Origin of the sequence: Agrobacterium leguminum, assembly GCF_005144435.2 — a bacterium.
Lineage (GTDB): Bacteria > Pseudomonadota > Alphaproteobacteria > Rhizobiales > Rhizobiaceae > Agrobacterium > Agrobacterium leguminum.
In genome coordinates this window covers 207934-222888 of record NZ_CP120216.1, presented here as the reverse complement: position 1 = coordinate 222888, position 14955 = coordinate 207934, and the positions used below count along the sequence as shown (strand labels likewise).

Sequence of the window (14955 nt, the reverse complement as noted above, 5' to 3'; positions counted from 1 at the left end):
TTTACTAGCGGGACGTCATGTAAGGGTACGCAAAAAATTAGACAACGGCAAAAGCAGCGGTGGCCAAAATCTCTTCACTATTTCCAAGGCCCAACGGATCGGGTCGACTGCATCGGCTGACAATGTCAACATGGCTTCGGTTCTTATAGGAGCTTTCCAGTGCCTCCAAAACCTCAAGGACGTGGTAAGCAAGTGCCGAATTCGCCCGATGGGGGCGATTTTCACGCATTGCGATCGCCATATCGATTAAACCCACGGCCCGATAATCTGCCACCTCCTGGCCCAGGATTGTCGTGCGGTTCGGCTGACCGAATGCGAAGTCTGATATTGGGATCGGCTCCCAGTCTCCACCGCGAAGCGCAACTTCCGGTGTACCACCAAAATGGTTTGGATCAGGGTTCTGTAGGCTACCTTCCGTACCGTAGATCTCAAAACGCGGACGTTTGCTGGCCCATATATCCCAGGACATCGTCAGGGATACATTGGCACCTGACGCAAACAAAAGGTTCCCGTTAAGCGTCGTGGGCACCCTGACATCAAAGACCACACCATTGAGCTTTTCACTTGTGATTGTCCGCTGCTCGAACGCACGGCTGGTAATTGCCGAAACTGTGGCGACAGGACCGAGCAGATTGACAAGTTGTGTAATGTAATAAGGGCCGACGTCGGCGTGAGGGCCGCCTCCCGGTTGATAGAAGAAGCGCGGATCGGGATGCCAATGCTCCATGCCGCGTGATGCGATCACCACGCTACCCCCTACGATCCGGCCAATTCGACCTTCATCAACAATCTGGCGGCATACCTGATGAGAAGCGCCAAAAAAAGTGTCGGGCGCGCACCCTACGCGCAAGTTTCTTCTGTCCGCCTCTCTGAGAACTGTGTCGGATTCGTATAGGGAAGCTGACAAGGGCTTTTCCGAGTAGACATGTTTCCCGGCGGCAAGAATATCGAGATCGACCGGTGCATGAGCTGTTGGGATGGTAAGGTTGACAACAATCTCGATCTCCGTGTCAGCAAGCAGTTCGGCGATTGTGACGGCCTGGCATCCGAACTCGGCCGCACGTTGCTGTGCCGCTTCGGGGAGAAGGTCCGCTATGGATTTAACTTTTGCAAATCGAGAATGAGCGACACCTTTCAGGTATGCGCCGCTGATGACGCCTGCCCCAATAATGCCAACGACAACAGGTTTCATTGTTGTACCTCCATTAAGCTGAAATATTGTATCTTCACGCAGATATTGCATGCTCGCTGGCCTCTGTTGAACACGGAAAGCCGGCGGCCGACGTCAATGGCGTGCATCATGCAGGGAAGGAATATCTGGCCGGTGCCGCCGATAGATAGAATTTTCAGCTCCACTGCTTTCCTTGATGATTTTCGCAGCATCTCATTTCAGTAACTTCCGCAGATCTGAGGAATCGCCGGCAAAGATCGTGGTCTTCCCTCAATTGGGGGAGTCCATAGGGCAGCGGCCCTATGCCTTCCATCTGGGACAATATGGCGCGCCACATCAGTCGACTGCTGCGCTCGAAGCGTGGCACACACTCACGAGTTTCATGCTGGGTAGCAACCCGAATGATAGCCGGCCGTGCGGATGGCCCGCTGGGGATCGTCACTTCCAGGCGCATATCCGCACCAATGACATGGGCTTCGAAGTGAGTGACATCGCTGCCTAGATCTGCCGACAGAATATTGCTGCCGTTTTGTAACGTGTATCCGCCCGAGGTGTATGTAATGCTGCTGTGGCCGTGAAATACTGCGCCCATTGCCCGCAACATCGCCACCTGCTCAAGGAGAGCTTGCAACACCTCCGGGCTCTCCATACGCACATGGCTTTCGCATATAAACGGTGCTTGGATAGGTCCCTGACCAGCATTCATCAACTTCGGCAGAAAAGAAAAAATAGGGCAAATAGGCAATCCGAGAGCGCCAAGATCGTCAAGCTCTTCAGGCGTCGCCTTCCAGGGTGTCGCCAGCACAATCAAACGAACATCCGACCTCGCCACCGTCGGGAAATCAACCTGACCGCCTGCAGTCAGTGCAATGTCGCCGTGAAGATCATCCGACCAGGCAAGGCTCAACGGGAGACTTGCCACCACAGAGCTTTGGACAATTCGAGCACTACCGCCTGTCATATCAACGATCTTTGCCTGCGTCATGATCGCTTTTCCATGAGGGTCTGAGAGATTTCAACGAGATCAAGTGCAAACGAAAGATCATCAAGCACAGTGTCGTTGGTAATGGGTTGCGGCATACCACCATCCACCACATCATGGATCTTACGCCAGAGAACCTCATAACCATTTTCTTCGAAATGGTATGCCCTTTCAAAATTCCTGCCGATCAGGCGAACACGAGAGGAACCACCGAGCACGTAAGACGGCGTAAATGACACCTTGAACTCATGATTTCTTCCAATTGCTGCCAAGCGCCAATGTGCGGGCCACTGGCCCGGCATGAACGCCGTCATAGTCATGCGCGTGCCTTTATGCGAAGCATGCAAGGCATAACCGTAAGGAAGAACGCCGTGGACATCATGCAAAGCACCTACCTGTGAATAGAAGTCGCGAATGAGTGGGATGTCGTGGACGGCAAGGCCAAGTAGCGCGGATTTGAGCATGCGCCGCCTGTATTCCGGCGTGTCCGTCGCTGGCTCCCGCCCGAGGGATGGCATGAATACCTCGGTAGATTGATCGATGAAGAGTGAATTGGCCGGAAGGCAGATGGAGGAACTGACAAGGCTAGCGGTTTCGCCCAGTTCGAACCATTCCTTAAGGCCCGCTCGACAGGCGGGATCGTAGGCGTGCATCGTCCCTACGAACAAAGCCACGCCATACTTCCGCAGAGCTTCTTCAATAGCTCTTTTTTCCTCGCGGTTCCAAGCGAGAGGCTTTTCACACAAGATCGCTTTCTTGCCTGCAGCACAGGTAGCTAAGATCTGCTCCGCGTGCAGTGTGCTTGGACTACATATCACAACTATGGCGACATCGGGATCGTCCAGGACCGGCGCGATATCGGTGGCGGCTTTGGCATCCACAAGGCCCGCAACCACTCCGGCCACGGCAGAGTCCACATCCATGACCCACCGGATCTCGAACCGGTCTCGAATCGAGGCAAGTACCGGCAAATGAATGGCTTGGGTAGCCTGCCCGGCACCCAAGAACCCGATCCCCAGGCGACAGGTCATGAGTGACGCCGTTCGTTCAGCTTGCGACGCATCCATTGGCCAGCGACCCGTGCGCTTTCCTCTACTGTTGGTTGATCAGCAATGTCGACTTCGACGACGAACCAGCCGTCAAACCCTGAAAATGCTGCCATCGCCCCGTCTAGATCGATTGACCCACGGCCCGGCTCTGTCCATATTCCTGCGGCACTGGCATCGAAGTAACTTTTTCCCGTTGCCCTGATTTCCTCTGCAACCGGCCAGCGGTAGTCTTTGATATGAACGGCGCCGATACGACCGGCATGACGCCTGAGGAAGGGCAAAAGATCAAAGCCGGCCCAACTCATATGGCCCGTGTCAGGCCCGATCAAAAGAATATCGCGACCAACATGATTCAAGATGAATTCAGTCTCCACCTCGGTTTCTATTCGCGTTCCCACATGGGGATGAAGACACGGAATCACCCCTTCTTCCACCATCGCCGCCGCAACCTTGCTTATGCCCTCGGCGATGTCGGCCAAAACCTTTTCGTCGCTTTTGACACCTTGAGCTGGGGTCTCGTTTCGTGCTGGCAATATACCTCTGGATTCGGCCAGGAATATCCGGCTAAGGCCGATATGGGCGTGATCGGCACTCAGTCTGCGTGCCGCCTCAGTCGTCTTTGAAAGTGTGTCTCTGTCAGTAAAATTCGCCGCGAAGTACCCCGGTGCCGGCACAAGTCCATATTCGGAAAGGAGATTCGAGTAAGCGGTTGGACTAAAGTTCGCAGGAATATCCGCATGGATGCCATCATATCCTGACCGCTGCACAACCTCCAGTATGTCACGAAGAGACGGAGCGAGTTCCGGCCTGAACCCTTCGCGGGTAAGAATATAGGGAAGTGGGTTGTAAGCCATTTGGCTGCGCATTGTTTTTCCTGTCCGTGGTGCCTTTGTCTGATTAACCCATACGGTTTCCCGTTTCGGCGTCGAACAGATGTGCTCGATTTAGGAAGGGTTTGAGATGAAGAGTCTCACCCGGCGCCACCAGAAGTCGTTCATGAAAAATGCCGACTAGTTCGCGACCCTTGATGCGGAACGTGACCTGGGTTTCTGAACCAGTAGGCTCGGTGACGGCGACCTCCGCGGAAAAGGAGCCGGGCGTTTCAGGCGCTACGATTTCAAGATGTTCTGGCCGAATACCGAGAACAATCTTGCGATCGTGTGTGTGGGATAGGTGAGGAACCTCGATCCTGGCACCTTCTTCGGTGGAAAATGTGCCCTCTTCGGTCATCGCTCCCTTGATGAGGTTCATGCCCGGTGATCCAATGAAGCTTGCGACAAAAAGGTTCCGGGGTTGGTCATAGAGTTCCAGCGGTGGACCCACCTGTTCAACATTCCCGCGATTCATCACCACAATTCTGTCGGCCATTGTCATCGCTTCCACCTGGTCGTGGGTCACATAGATGATGGTTGTGCCGAGCCTTTGGTGCAGTTCCTTGATCTCGCTGCGCATCTGCACGCGCAGTTTGGCGTCCAGGTTTGACAATGGCTCATCGAACAGGAATACGGCGGGATTTCGGACGATAGCCCGGCCCATGGCAACGCGCTGGCGTTGGCCTCCTGACAACTCTTTCGGGGTTCGGTCTAAAAGTTCTGTCAGGGCAAGGATATCGGCGGCCTTGGATACCGCCGCATCGATTTCGGATTTCGGTCTGCGCTTCAACTTAAGAGAAAATGCCATGTTCTCGGCAACCGTCATGTGCGGGTAAAGCGCGTAGGACTGGAAGACCATGGCGATGTCCCGACTCTTCGGGGGAAGATTGTTGACCAGTTTCGATCCGATTTTCATGGTTCCGGCCGTGATGGATTCCAGTCCGGCAATCATCCTAAGAAGTGTGGATTTACCGCATCCCGATGGTCCGACGAGGATAACGAATTCACCGTCCCTGACGTCAATGTCGACGCCATGCAGAACTTGTAGCGCACCGTAGCTTTTTTTGACTGAGTGCATGGAAAGAGATGCCATGTGACTAACCTTTCACGCCGCCGGCGACAGCGCCGTGCGCGATGAATTTCTGGACGAACATGAAGAGAACCAGGGTGGGCAGCATCATCAGGGTTGCCGCCGCCATAAGGCTTCCCCAGTCGGTGGAAAACTGATCCATGAACATTCTTATGCCGACCGGCAGGGTCATCGCATTAGATGTTCTTAGGAAAACATTGGCAACGAAGAACTCGTTATAGGAGAACAGAAAAGCAAAGATTGATGTTGCAGCGATCCCTGGCCCAGAGAGGGGAAGAACGATCCGTACGAAAGCCTCGATTGGCCCGCAACCATCAATCAATGCTGCCTCTTCCAACTCGCGAGGTATGGTGTCGAAGTAACTCCGTGCCATCCAGGTGATAAAAGGTAGATTCACCATGGCATAGACGATCATGACAGACAGCGGTCTGTTGATAAGGCCAAGTGGTTGGAAAATAAGGAAAAGCGGAATGAGCGCCAGAATGATCGGGAACATCTGGACCGCAAACAGTGCGGTGGAGTATCCCTGCAACAGTCCGTTGCGATAACGCGACAGGGCATAGCCACCCAGTACCGCCGCTGTCACGCTCACAACGGTTGATCCAAGGGAGACAATCATCGAATTCCGGAAATATTGGAAAAATGGAGTCTGCGTCAGTCCTCGGTAGTTGTCGAGCGAGAATACTGCGGGGATTACCTTGCGCGATAATAACATCTGCTCAGTCGTTTGAAATGAATTGAGCACCATCAGAATGATTGGCATATTCAAAAAAATGACGATGACGAGCATAACGGCAGATAGAGACCAGCGTTGCAGGGTCGTGGTTTCGTTCATAACTAACTCAACTCCTGCGCTGGAGACGGAGCAGGAAGAAAACCAGCACCATCAGGATGAACAAGGTGATAAAGGACGTAGCTGAACCCATGCCAACGTCGTTTCGTGCGAATGTGTAACGGTAAGCCAGCACGATGAGATTCTCAGTCGCGTTCGCAGGGCCGCCCTGAGTCAGTAGCCAAGGAGTGTCGAAATCGTTTACCGACCAGATGGTCATCAAGAGGCATAAAACGATGGATATATTTTTGATCTGTGGCAGGGTCACGTTCCAGAAAGATTGCCATGCCGTCGCGCCGTCGATAGCCGCCGCCTCATAGAGGCTGCGATCGATACTTTGCAGCGCGGCAAGCAATGACAGCATCATGAAGGGAAAACTTCGCCAGATCTTGATGACGATGACCAGCGTGATCGCCCAATTGCTGTCCGACAGGAAATAGATCGGACTTCCCCCGAATAGTGTCATGATTTGGTTGAACAAAGCCTTATCGTCGGCGACCATCCATCGCCACGCGACGATTGAGACCAGTGAGGGGACGATCCAAGGTAGCAGCAGCAAAACGCGAAACAGGGCTCTTCCCGGCATGTCTTTCTGCATGAGCAAGGCGAGTCCAAGGCCCAACACATAACATCCGAGAATATTGAAGAACGCGAAGATCAGGCTAAACTGCAAAGAGTGATAAAACGCAGGAGATGATAAAAGTTTGATATAATTGTCGATACCGACGAAGTGCCCTGCCTTCATCAATGATCCATTGGTGAAGCTGAAATACAGGCCTTGAGCCATCGGATAGGCGATGACCAGTACCAGGAGCAGCACGGATGGTGTCAACAGAATGGCGGGAGTCACGAATTCGGGTGCGACCATCTGCCTGGCGCGCATGCGCCAGGCTCCGGTTTCAACTTGATCAATAGCCACATTATTTCCCCAAGACTTCTTCGAGGTGTGATTGCGCTGTGCCAAGAGGGCCGTCCAATGGTTGTCCCTGCCAGATCGCCTGCACAAGGCTCCATAGAAAACCGTCACCATCAATCGTATTGAGTAATGGGAATGTGCCGCCCTTTGCCTGCGATAAGGTCTTCGCACCCTGAAGGTAATTGTCCTGCACGAACTTGATATCGGCATCGCCGGTAAAATGTGAATTGCTGGCGATCGATTGCCGGGCGGGCAGGTTGTTCACGTGACCGTCAGACCACAAAATCAAAGCGTTGTCCGACCACCACTTCATAAACGCCATTGTTTCGTCTGGATGCTGCGTCTGCTTGTACGCCATGATGTTGTTGACGAAATACAAACCTTGCACATCGCCATGAGGACCTTTGAGCGGCGGCAGGATGCCAATCTTCGATCTAGCGTCACCCGCTTGGCTTGCGGCCGTAGCACCAGCCAAAACAAACGTTGCTTCGCCGCGAAAGAATGCGCCCAGTGCGTCGTTGTTGGTGTACCCTGCGCTTGCGGGGTTGACCGAGCCGTCTTTGACCAGATCGGTAAGAAATTGAAGAGCTTCCTTACTGCGTTCACTGGTCAGACCGGCGGAACCATCTTTGTTGAAAAGACCTCCGCCATTTGCAATTGCAATATGAGATATCCAATGTGCACCGGAAGCGTCACCTGCAGCTACAATCCCAAATTTCCCGTTGCCGGTTGTTTTCTTGGCAGCGTCCCGAAACTCTTCGAAGGTGGCTGGCGGCTTGATATTCGCTGCCTCAAGTATGTCCTTTCGGTAAAGGATGACCTTCACGTTCAGGGCCCAGGGTAAGCCGACATAGTGATTGTCGTATTTCATTGCATCGAGAGCCGATGCCTTAAACTCGGAACTGCCGATTTTCTTCACAAGGTCATCGACTGGCAGAATGGCGCCTTGATCATAAAACTGAACCGCCTGGAAGCCTCCTCCCGTCGATATGTCGGGGGCACTGCCGGAGGCAATGGCAGTCACATATGTCTCGTACCAGTTAGACCACGGTACAGACCGATACACGACTTTGACGTTCGGATTTTCCTTGTTGTAGCGCTCCACCAAGGCCTGTGCGACAGCCGGGTAGGCCTTGTCGCCCCATATCATGTCCCAAAAATTCAGAGTAATCTGCTGCGCCGCGACCGGTGCGATGCTTGTTACAAACAATCCTGTGGCAAGAACGAGCGTCAACGCAGCCCGCCTCGACAGGCGGGCAGAGAATGTAGTCAACTCCATTTAGTAATCCTCCCAGAAACACGAAACAGAACACGACGGAGCCTTGCGGCTGTCGCAAGGTTGCGAAAACCCCCGTCCATGGAGTTGCCGGCACAAGTTCTGAATAGCTTGCTCCCCAAGCTGTTTTAGAGCGCCCTTTCTCCTCGCCATGTTCTTATGGTTACGTCACCACATTATGCTGTTCTTGGCAAGCCATTTCCGCTATAGGAATTCTGCTCAGCAGAAGATCGAGATACGGAAGCCTTTCGCAGAACGATATCCGTTGGAGAGGAGGGCGTGACCTCGATGGCATTTCAGTTGCAGGTCCTGACTAGCTTAGACAGGAAAAACAGACAAAAGATTTGGGATCATGACAAAAGCTAGGATTTCAGATGTCGCCAAGTTGGCAGGAGTATCGGCGAGTACTGCGACACGTGTCATACACGATAACGGGTACGTATCGACTGAAAACAGACGGAAAGTCCTCACGGCAATAGAGACTCTTGGATATCTGCCCAATCTCCAGGCCAGATCCTTGCGTAATCGGAGAAGCTACACGATTGGTCTTCTACTTTCCTCCGAACTGGCGAATCCCTATTTTACCAACGTTGCTGATGCAGTTCGTACCGCGGCACAAAAAAAGGGTTACTCTGTTCTGTCCATGAACCACGGTTATTCCGCAGAAGTGGAAGAAAGCACAATTCGCCAGTTTTTGGAGTACGACGTAGAGGCGGTGATTGTTTGTCACCCACTTGATGTCACCAATTTTGCGCCACTCAAACGAGCAAACATTCCTATCGTTCAGATAGAACGAAATCGTATCGAGAATACACATCAAATCGATATTGATCTTAGACCGGGCTTCAGTGAATGTATCGAGGACTTGGTGGCGCAAGGTCACAAGAAAATTGCCTTTATCGGCTGGAGACCGCTGCAGGACTATCGGGATCCGGATGTTGCTGTGACAGAACTAAAGCGGTCTAAGGGGTTTCAAACTGCGATTTCTCAGCACGGCCTTCGCTTAGAGGACTGCCCGGTCCTTCTTGGAAATTTTGATATAAAAAAAAGTCCTTCCGAGGTAGGAAAAGATCTTGCCGAAACGCTGCTCGGGGACAGATCTTCAGCCGTTACGGCGATCATGACCGGCTCAGACGTCTTGGCGGCGGGGGTATTGCAGGCCCTTTATGCACATCGGATACGTGTACCCAATGATATCTCCGTGATTGGCTACGACGACAGTATCGCATCTTGTTTATCTCCGTCGCTTACAACCATTGCTCAGCCATATATGGAAATTGCAAACGCGGCTTTCGATATCCTGGATCGGGATGACTCGGCGTCGGTCCAGAACGAACCGGTGAAAGTGACCATTGCGAATAAATTGATCAAAAGGAAATCCACGGGTCCAGTAAGACGACCCATCGCCAAACGCCTGTAGGACATTCAACCCTAAACTCGGATCAAGGAGAATAAGCACATCAAAAATAGGTCGATGGTAGATAAACCGTCCACGGCTAGCAATCTGCGACATTGGCTGTTTCTCAGTGCAAGCTTGTCGGACTGCGCGAAACATATCTCATTACTTCAAACCCGACATGACACCGTCTGCCGGCTTGTACCACCCCCTCGTTAAAATGGAGATCAGCTTGAATAGTGACGTTCCGTCCATATCCGAATTGCTGGAGCAACAAGAACGCTTGCAGATATCAAAATTCGACTATGCGTTTGCATGGGAACTCGGCAGTCGAATCTATCATTTGGGCCGAGCGGAAAAGCTTCCGATTGCAATTCAGATTAGGCATGGAACCGATATTGTTTTCTCCGCACTTGCTCCAGGAGCAACGATTGACAATTTTGACTGGGTCCGACGCAAGTGCGCTGTCGTGCATCGGTTCCATCAGAGTTCGCTTTATGTGCGATTACAGGCTGAGGAAAAAGGCTACGACTTCAACACGAGGTTCCGGCTTGCTGCCGCCGACTACGGCGCGAGCGGCGGTGCAGTTCCGATCCTCCTGAAGGGAGGCACGTTTATTGGTTCGGCCGGCGTGAGCGGATTGCCTGACGTACAAGATCATCTGCTCGTAACGGATTGCCTGTCGGAATTGATCAAAGCACAGTAAATTCTATAAATATCCCTCTATATTCTTGGAATTATCGCTCCTTTATCCTTGATAAAAAAGCCTACTAACCAACTCATTAAATATTGATGGAAGATGGAATGGTAAACTCTTCGGAACGTGGGATAGCTGAATTTCGCATTTCTCCCTATGGCAGGCAGCTATCGCCCACACAACGCTCAGTACTTTGTACTTTCGATATCATTACGGGAGAAAGACACGAACTCTTTGTGACGAATAGTCTTTTGGAGGCACCCAATTGGACACCTGACGGGAAGTTTTTGATCTTCAATGCAGGGGGACAGCTATGGCGGTTTCCGATTGCTGGATCTATTCCACAACTGATTGATACTGGCACGCTCTCAAACCTTAACAACGATCACCTTATATCTCCTGACGGAGAATGGTTTTACGTCAGCGCGAATGATGGGCATCTCTACAAACTGGATAGTGCTGGAGGCAATCCCGTCCGAGTGTCAAATACACATTCTGAGCCCTTTCGCTATTTTCTTCACGGTGTTTCACCTGACGGCACGGAACTCGCTTTCGTTGCAATTGAAGGCTCTGAACCTGCGGCCCGCAGAAATATATTCACAATTCCAGCCGATGGCGGAGAGGACAAACGACTTTCCGATACTGAAAAAGCCAATGACGGGCCTGAATATTCGCCAGACGGGAAATGGATTTATTTTAATTCCGAGTTAACGTCGAAAACACTTGGACATGCTCAGATTTTTCGCATGAAACGTGATGGATCAGGGATACAACAAATGACATATGATAATCGTGTCAACTGGTTCCCCCATATTTCCCCGGATGGAGAACACGTCGTGTTTCTTAGCTATCCGCCGGGAACGCGGGGCCATCCGGCAGACAAAGACGTTATTATACGCCTCATGAAGGCAGAGGGTGGTGAAATTCGGGACCTAGTGAGTTTTTTTGGCGGACAGGGAACCATAAATGTAAACAGTTGGGCTCCAGACAGCCGCACCTTTGCCTATGTGGAATACCCTGAGGCATCCGCGATCTAACTCAACTAGACTCGAGATTCTCGGGAAAGAACATCGTCCGATGGCGCGACGAGCAGAAGCTCAAGATTTCGCCTCTCTGGTCTAGCCCTGGGGTTCGCTCCATATCACCAAGGAATATTTCAACTTATGACATCTACTGAAAGCCGAAGAGCTGTATTCTGTGAGCAGGAAATCATGCGCACCGGACGACCTCACAAGTGGCGGAGCCAAACGTCACTACCCTGCGGTGGCCGGATCGATATAACGCAAGCCCCAGCATCCTAACGATCAGCTAGCGCTTGCCGGCAGGGGTTGGGGTTTTCGGCGGTTGATATCCTGCGGCGTCAGATCGGCGGTGATCTTCTTTAGAGGTTATTCTTATCGTGAGCACCTCATCGCTACGGGTCCTATTTTCAGTTGAGAATCTGGCGGGAAAAACAACAAACAAAACGACCCAGTTCTTAGAGCTCAGAGCGCGTGTCCGTGGGTGTAGCCTAATTCCGGCCCTGTGAAAGGCCAGCGAATGGGTCGACAGGCGACTGTCCACGAAAATCGATTTCTCGTGTCAACGCGCGGACTACCGCATTTTGTACATCATCAACGGCGGAATAGGCGTTGACCAATGTGGGGCATTCGGGAGCGTCGTAGAGATGATATGGACTTCCAAAGGATACCATCACAGCAGGAATGTCCTGCCACAACCGATAAAGGCTACTTGGGAAGGGCCCATGTAAGGCACCCCAATCTGGTTGCAGTCGGTGTAATTTACCTGAAAGTCCTTCTTCAGCGACCAGATAAAGAGCTATGTCGTATTGTTTGAAATCGATATCTGCACCAGACTTGTGAATGGTCACCTCGTAACCCCGCTTGCGAAATAGTTCTGCGACCTGCAATGGAGGCAAAACGCCGGAGGGGCTTAAGCGGTTTTCCACTTCCAGGATGAGTATGCGCGGATATTTCTCCAACGTCATGGGCAATAACTGCTGTTCGTCGCGCACCAACGTCACTGACTGATCGGCGATCTCTTTAGCCCACGACTGGTGCTCCAATAAGCTAACAGTGCTGAAATCCGTCAATTGTGTAGAAGAGTGAAGTCCGAGTGATGCTTTGAGAGCAAGAATACGCAAGACGGCCTCGTCCAACCGACTAATTGTAAGGATTCCCCGATCCAGGCCCTTCATCACAGAGTGAAAATCGTCTTCCAATCGGTCGGGAAAAAGCAGGATGTCGCAGCCGGCTTGTATGCACGCCGGCATCAAATCAGCGCGTTTGCCTTGTGAAAGAAAACCGACCATAGGTGCGGCATCTGACACAATGAGGCCTCGAAAGCCAATTTCCTGCCGAAGCAGCTTCAAAAGATCTGGATCCAGGCTCGCGGCCCTTCCGGGGGAGCTCTGAAAAGCAGGAAGAGCAATGTGACCGGCCATAATTGTTTTGACGCCGGCATCAACGACCTGACGGTAAACTTTCCCAAACGTGGCGCGCCATTCATCCGCATGAAGACTATTCACCGTCGTGACGTAATGCTGGTCGCGCTCGTCTAAACCATCTCCGGGCCAATGCTTGGCGCAGGCTGCCATGCCATGTCGTTGAATCGAATGGATATAACGCTCGGCGGCACTGGCAACAGCAGGAGGTGTCGAACCGAACGAACGCGTATTGACGACGGAACTGCGAAAGTTGAAGTCGATATCGACGACTGGCGTGAAGGTCCAATTGAATCCGCACCATCGTCCTTCTATCGCAGCAATTTCTGCCATGCGCTCGATCGCTTTCATATCTCCCGTCGCAGCTACGCCCATCTGATTGGTTAACCGCGTACCATCGACAAAGCTTCCCTTTTCGGAAAACTCAAGGTCTGCTGAAAAAAGCAATGGCACGCTGCTTTTTCCATTGAGATACTCTGCGTTCGCGCGAAGAATATCGCGCGGTCGAGACGGCATTCGATGAATACCCCCCACTTGCATGCGAAGCAATTGTTCCATAGCTTCGGTAGACAAATCGCGAACGAGCGGCAAAAACGTTTGCCCGACCTTTTCCTCGGTTGTCATCTGGGAAATTGTCTTAAAGACCCAGTTTATCCCTTCGCTGTCAAGATCGAAAGGCTTTCCAGCTAGTATCGTACGCCAGTTTTCAAAGTTCATGGACATGATGATCCGGTTTTTCATAAGAAAATGGTAAAGGTGGAAGAAAATCAAGGCCTTTTAGCCGGAATATCGAGAACTAGTATCTCGTAATATTGTCGCTCCAAATGGAACTGGTCTATATTTTTTGTTGGCCTGTTGTTGCTAATTGTCGTTCGGCTGTGGACCATCGTAGCCCTCGACTACGACGACATCCGCCTGCGAGATGTTTTCCCGCAGCGCCTTAGCCTTTGCATATTCCGGGGAGTTGCGCGCAACCAGCGCTGTCTCGTAGTCGGCGAACTCGACAACGACGATCCGGGATCTTGCTTTCCCCTCGACCGTGGTCGCGGTTCCGCCCCGCACGACGAACCGGGCACCGTATTTCTTGTATGTGTTCGCGGTCTCCGCGACATAGGCCTTGTAGGCTTCAGGGTCGTCGACGTCGACCATTCCGATCCAATATCCCTTTGCCATTGATATTCCTCCTTCGATTTTGAAGGTGAAGCTTCGCCGCTATGGCCGTTCTCCACCTGATTTTCATGGGACGAGGACGAAGCAACCCGCCGCGCGACCCTCGAGTTCACGGTGCGCCTGGGCGGCGTCCTGTAGGGCAAACTCCTTGATCGGCGGGTTCCGGATCGCTCCGTCCTTCAAGAGCGCATAGAACTCTTTGATCATCGCGTCCCGCTTTGCCGGCGTCGAAGCATAGTGAGGCATCATAGGGCGCGTTGCAAACAGCGAGCCGCGCTTGGCCAGTTCGAGCATACTGAAACTCTCGACCGGGCCTGAAGCGTTACCGTAGCTGACGAACATGCCGAGCGGCTTCAGGCTGTCGAGGGAGCCGGTCGCCGTCGTCTTGCCGACACCGTCATAAACGACGTCGCAAAGCTCGCCCCGGGTAATTTCCCTGACACGATCCGCGAAGTTCTCGCGCGAATAGTCGATCACTTCGGCGCAGCCGTTGTCACGGGCGACCTGCATCTTCTCCTCGGATCCTACTGTCCCGATAACGGTCGCGCCGATATATGCGCCCCATTGCGACAGGATAGTACCGACGCCGCCAGCGGCAGCATGGACCAACATGACCGTGCCGGGTCCGGCCTTGTAGGTCTGGCGAAGGAGCATCTGGGCGGTGAGTCCCTTCATCGTCAGCGCAGCAGCCGCCTGATCGCTCACCCATTCCGGCACCCTGATGGCCATGTCCCTCGAGATGAGACGTTCGGATGCGTAACCTCCGCCTTCCATCGTCGAATAAGTGATCCTGTCGCCGACGGCGAAGCCGGACACGTTTGAACCGAGCTCCACGATTTCTCCGACCGCCTCCTGTCCGATGATGAAGGGCAGGGGCCTTGGATAAAGACCCGACCGAAAGTAGGTATCGATGAAATTCACGCCGCACTGCGACTGCCTAATCCGTAGTTCGTCCGGACCCGGCGCTCCCACCTCAACATCTTCGTAAGATAGAGCCTCCGGACCGCCAACGCGGTGAATGGTAACGACTTTGGCCACGAATGTTTCCTCCCTGGGATTTG

The 14955-nt window shown here is 52.6% G+C and carries 14 protein-coding genes; 3 read left to right on the top strand and 11 right to left on the bottom strand.

Translation table 11 applies throughout. The features are described 5' to 3' along the window. Positions 1-37: 37 nt before the first annotated feature. The 8 genes from CFBP4996_RS27730 to CFBP4996_RS27695 form a co-directional block, all read right to left on the bottom strand. Positions 38-1192, bottom strand: a complete 1155-nt coding sequence (locus tag CFBP4996_RS27730) for a Gfo/Idh/MocA family protein (protein WP_080855144.1) — start codon at positions 1190-1192, stop codon at positions 38-40. A gap of 154 nt (positions 1193-1346) precedes the next feature. Next, positions 1347-2156 (bottom strand): hypothetical protein, encoded by an 810-nt coding sequence (locus CFBP4996_RS27725; protein ID WP_080855143.1) that lies wholly within the window; start codon positions 2154-2156, stop codon positions 1347-1349. Further along, positions 2153-3157 carry a Gfo/Idh/MocA family protein gene (locus CFBP4996_RS27720; protein ID WP_162936150.1) on the bottom strand — a complete coding sequence of 335 codons (1005 nt, stop codon included), beginning with the start codon at positions 3155-3157 and terminating at the stop codon, positions 2153-2155. Before CFBP4996_RS27720 ends, CFBP4996_RS27725 begins: the two co-directional genes overlap by 4 nt. A 23-nt stretch (positions 3158-3180) precedes the next feature. After that, positions 3181-4068 carry a sugar phosphate isomerase/epimerase family protein gene (locus CFBP4996_RS27715; RefSeq protein ID WP_080855141.1) on the bottom strand — a complete coding sequence of 296 codons (888 nt, stop codon included), beginning with the start codon at positions 4066-4068 and terminating at the stop codon, positions 3181-3183. A gap of 31 nt (positions 4069-4099) precedes the next feature. Then, positions 4100-5167, bottom strand: coding sequence for an ABC transporter ATP-binding protein (locus CFBP4996_RS27710; RefSeq protein ID WP_080855140.1), 1068 nt, complete (start codon positions 5165-5167; stop codon positions 4100-4102). A 4-nt stretch (positions 5168-5171) separates the two neighbouring features. Then, positions 5172-5999, bottom strand: coding sequence for a carbohydrate ABC transporter permease (locus CFBP4996_RS27705; RefSeq protein ID WP_080855139.1), 828 nt, complete (start codon positions 5997-5999; stop codon positions 5172-5174). A 7-nt stretch (positions 6000-6006) separates the two neighbouring features. Next, positions 6007-6915, bottom strand: a complete 909-nt coding sequence (locus CFBP4996_RS27700) for a carbohydrate ABC transporter permease (protein ID WP_233283470.1) — start codon at positions 6913-6915, stop codon at positions 6007-6009. Between the two features lies 1 nt (position 6916). Then, positions 6917-8191, bottom strand: coding sequence for an ABC transporter substrate-binding protein (locus CFBP4996_RS27695; RefSeq protein ID WP_080855138.1), 1275 nt, complete (start codon positions 8189-8191; stop codon positions 6917-6919). A gap of 349 nt (positions 8192-8540) precedes the next feature. Here CFBP4996_RS27695 and CFBP4996_RS27690 point away from each other — a divergent pair, with 349 nt between their 5' ends. The 3 genes from CFBP4996_RS27690 to CFBP4996_RS27680 all read left to right on the top strand — a co-directional run bounded on the left by CFBP4996_RS27690 (position 8541) and on the right by CFBP4996_RS27680 (position 11318). Further along, positions 8541-9608: a LacI family DNA-binding transcriptional regulator gene (locus CFBP4996_RS27690; RefSeq protein WP_080855137.1), complete on the top strand. Its 1068-nt coding sequence runs from the start codon at positions 8541-8543 to the stop codon at positions 9606-9608. A gap of 208 nt (positions 9609-9816) precedes the next feature. After that, positions 9817-10290, top strand: coding sequence for a heme-degrading domain-containing protein (locus tag CFBP4996_RS27685; protein ID WP_080855402.1), 474 nt, complete (start codon positions 9817-9819; stop codon positions 10288-10290). Between the two features lie 98 nt (positions 10291-10388). Further along, entirely contained in the window at positions 10389-11318 is a 930-nt protein-coding gene (locus tag CFBP4996_RS27680; protein WP_080855136.1) for a TolB family protein, read from the top strand. Between the two features lie 473 nt (positions 11319-11791). On the opposite strand, the gene CFBP4996_RS27675 is transcribed toward CFBP4996_RS27680, so the two are convergent. The 3 genes from CFBP4996_RS27675 to CFBP4996_RS27665 form a co-directional block, all read right to left on the bottom strand. Next, on the bottom strand, positions 11792-13495 hold the full coding sequence (locus CFBP4996_RS27675) for a glycoside hydrolase family 3 protein (protein WP_233283471.1): 1704 nt from the start codon (positions 13493-13495) through the stop codon (positions 11792-11794). A gap of 90 nt (positions 13496-13585) precedes the next feature. After that, positions 13586-13897, bottom strand: a complete 312-nt coding sequence (locus CFBP4996_RS27670; protein WP_080855135.1) for a DUF1330 domain-containing protein — start codon at positions 13895-13897, stop codon at positions 13586-13588. A 63-nt stretch (positions 13898-13960) separates the two neighbouring features. Next, positions 13961-14932 (bottom strand): quinone oxidoreductase family protein, encoded by a 972-nt coding sequence (locus CFBP4996_RS27665; protein WP_080855134.1) that lies wholly within the window; start codon positions 14930-14932, stop codon positions 13961-13963. Between the last annotated feature and the right edge of the window lie 23 nt (positions 14933-14955).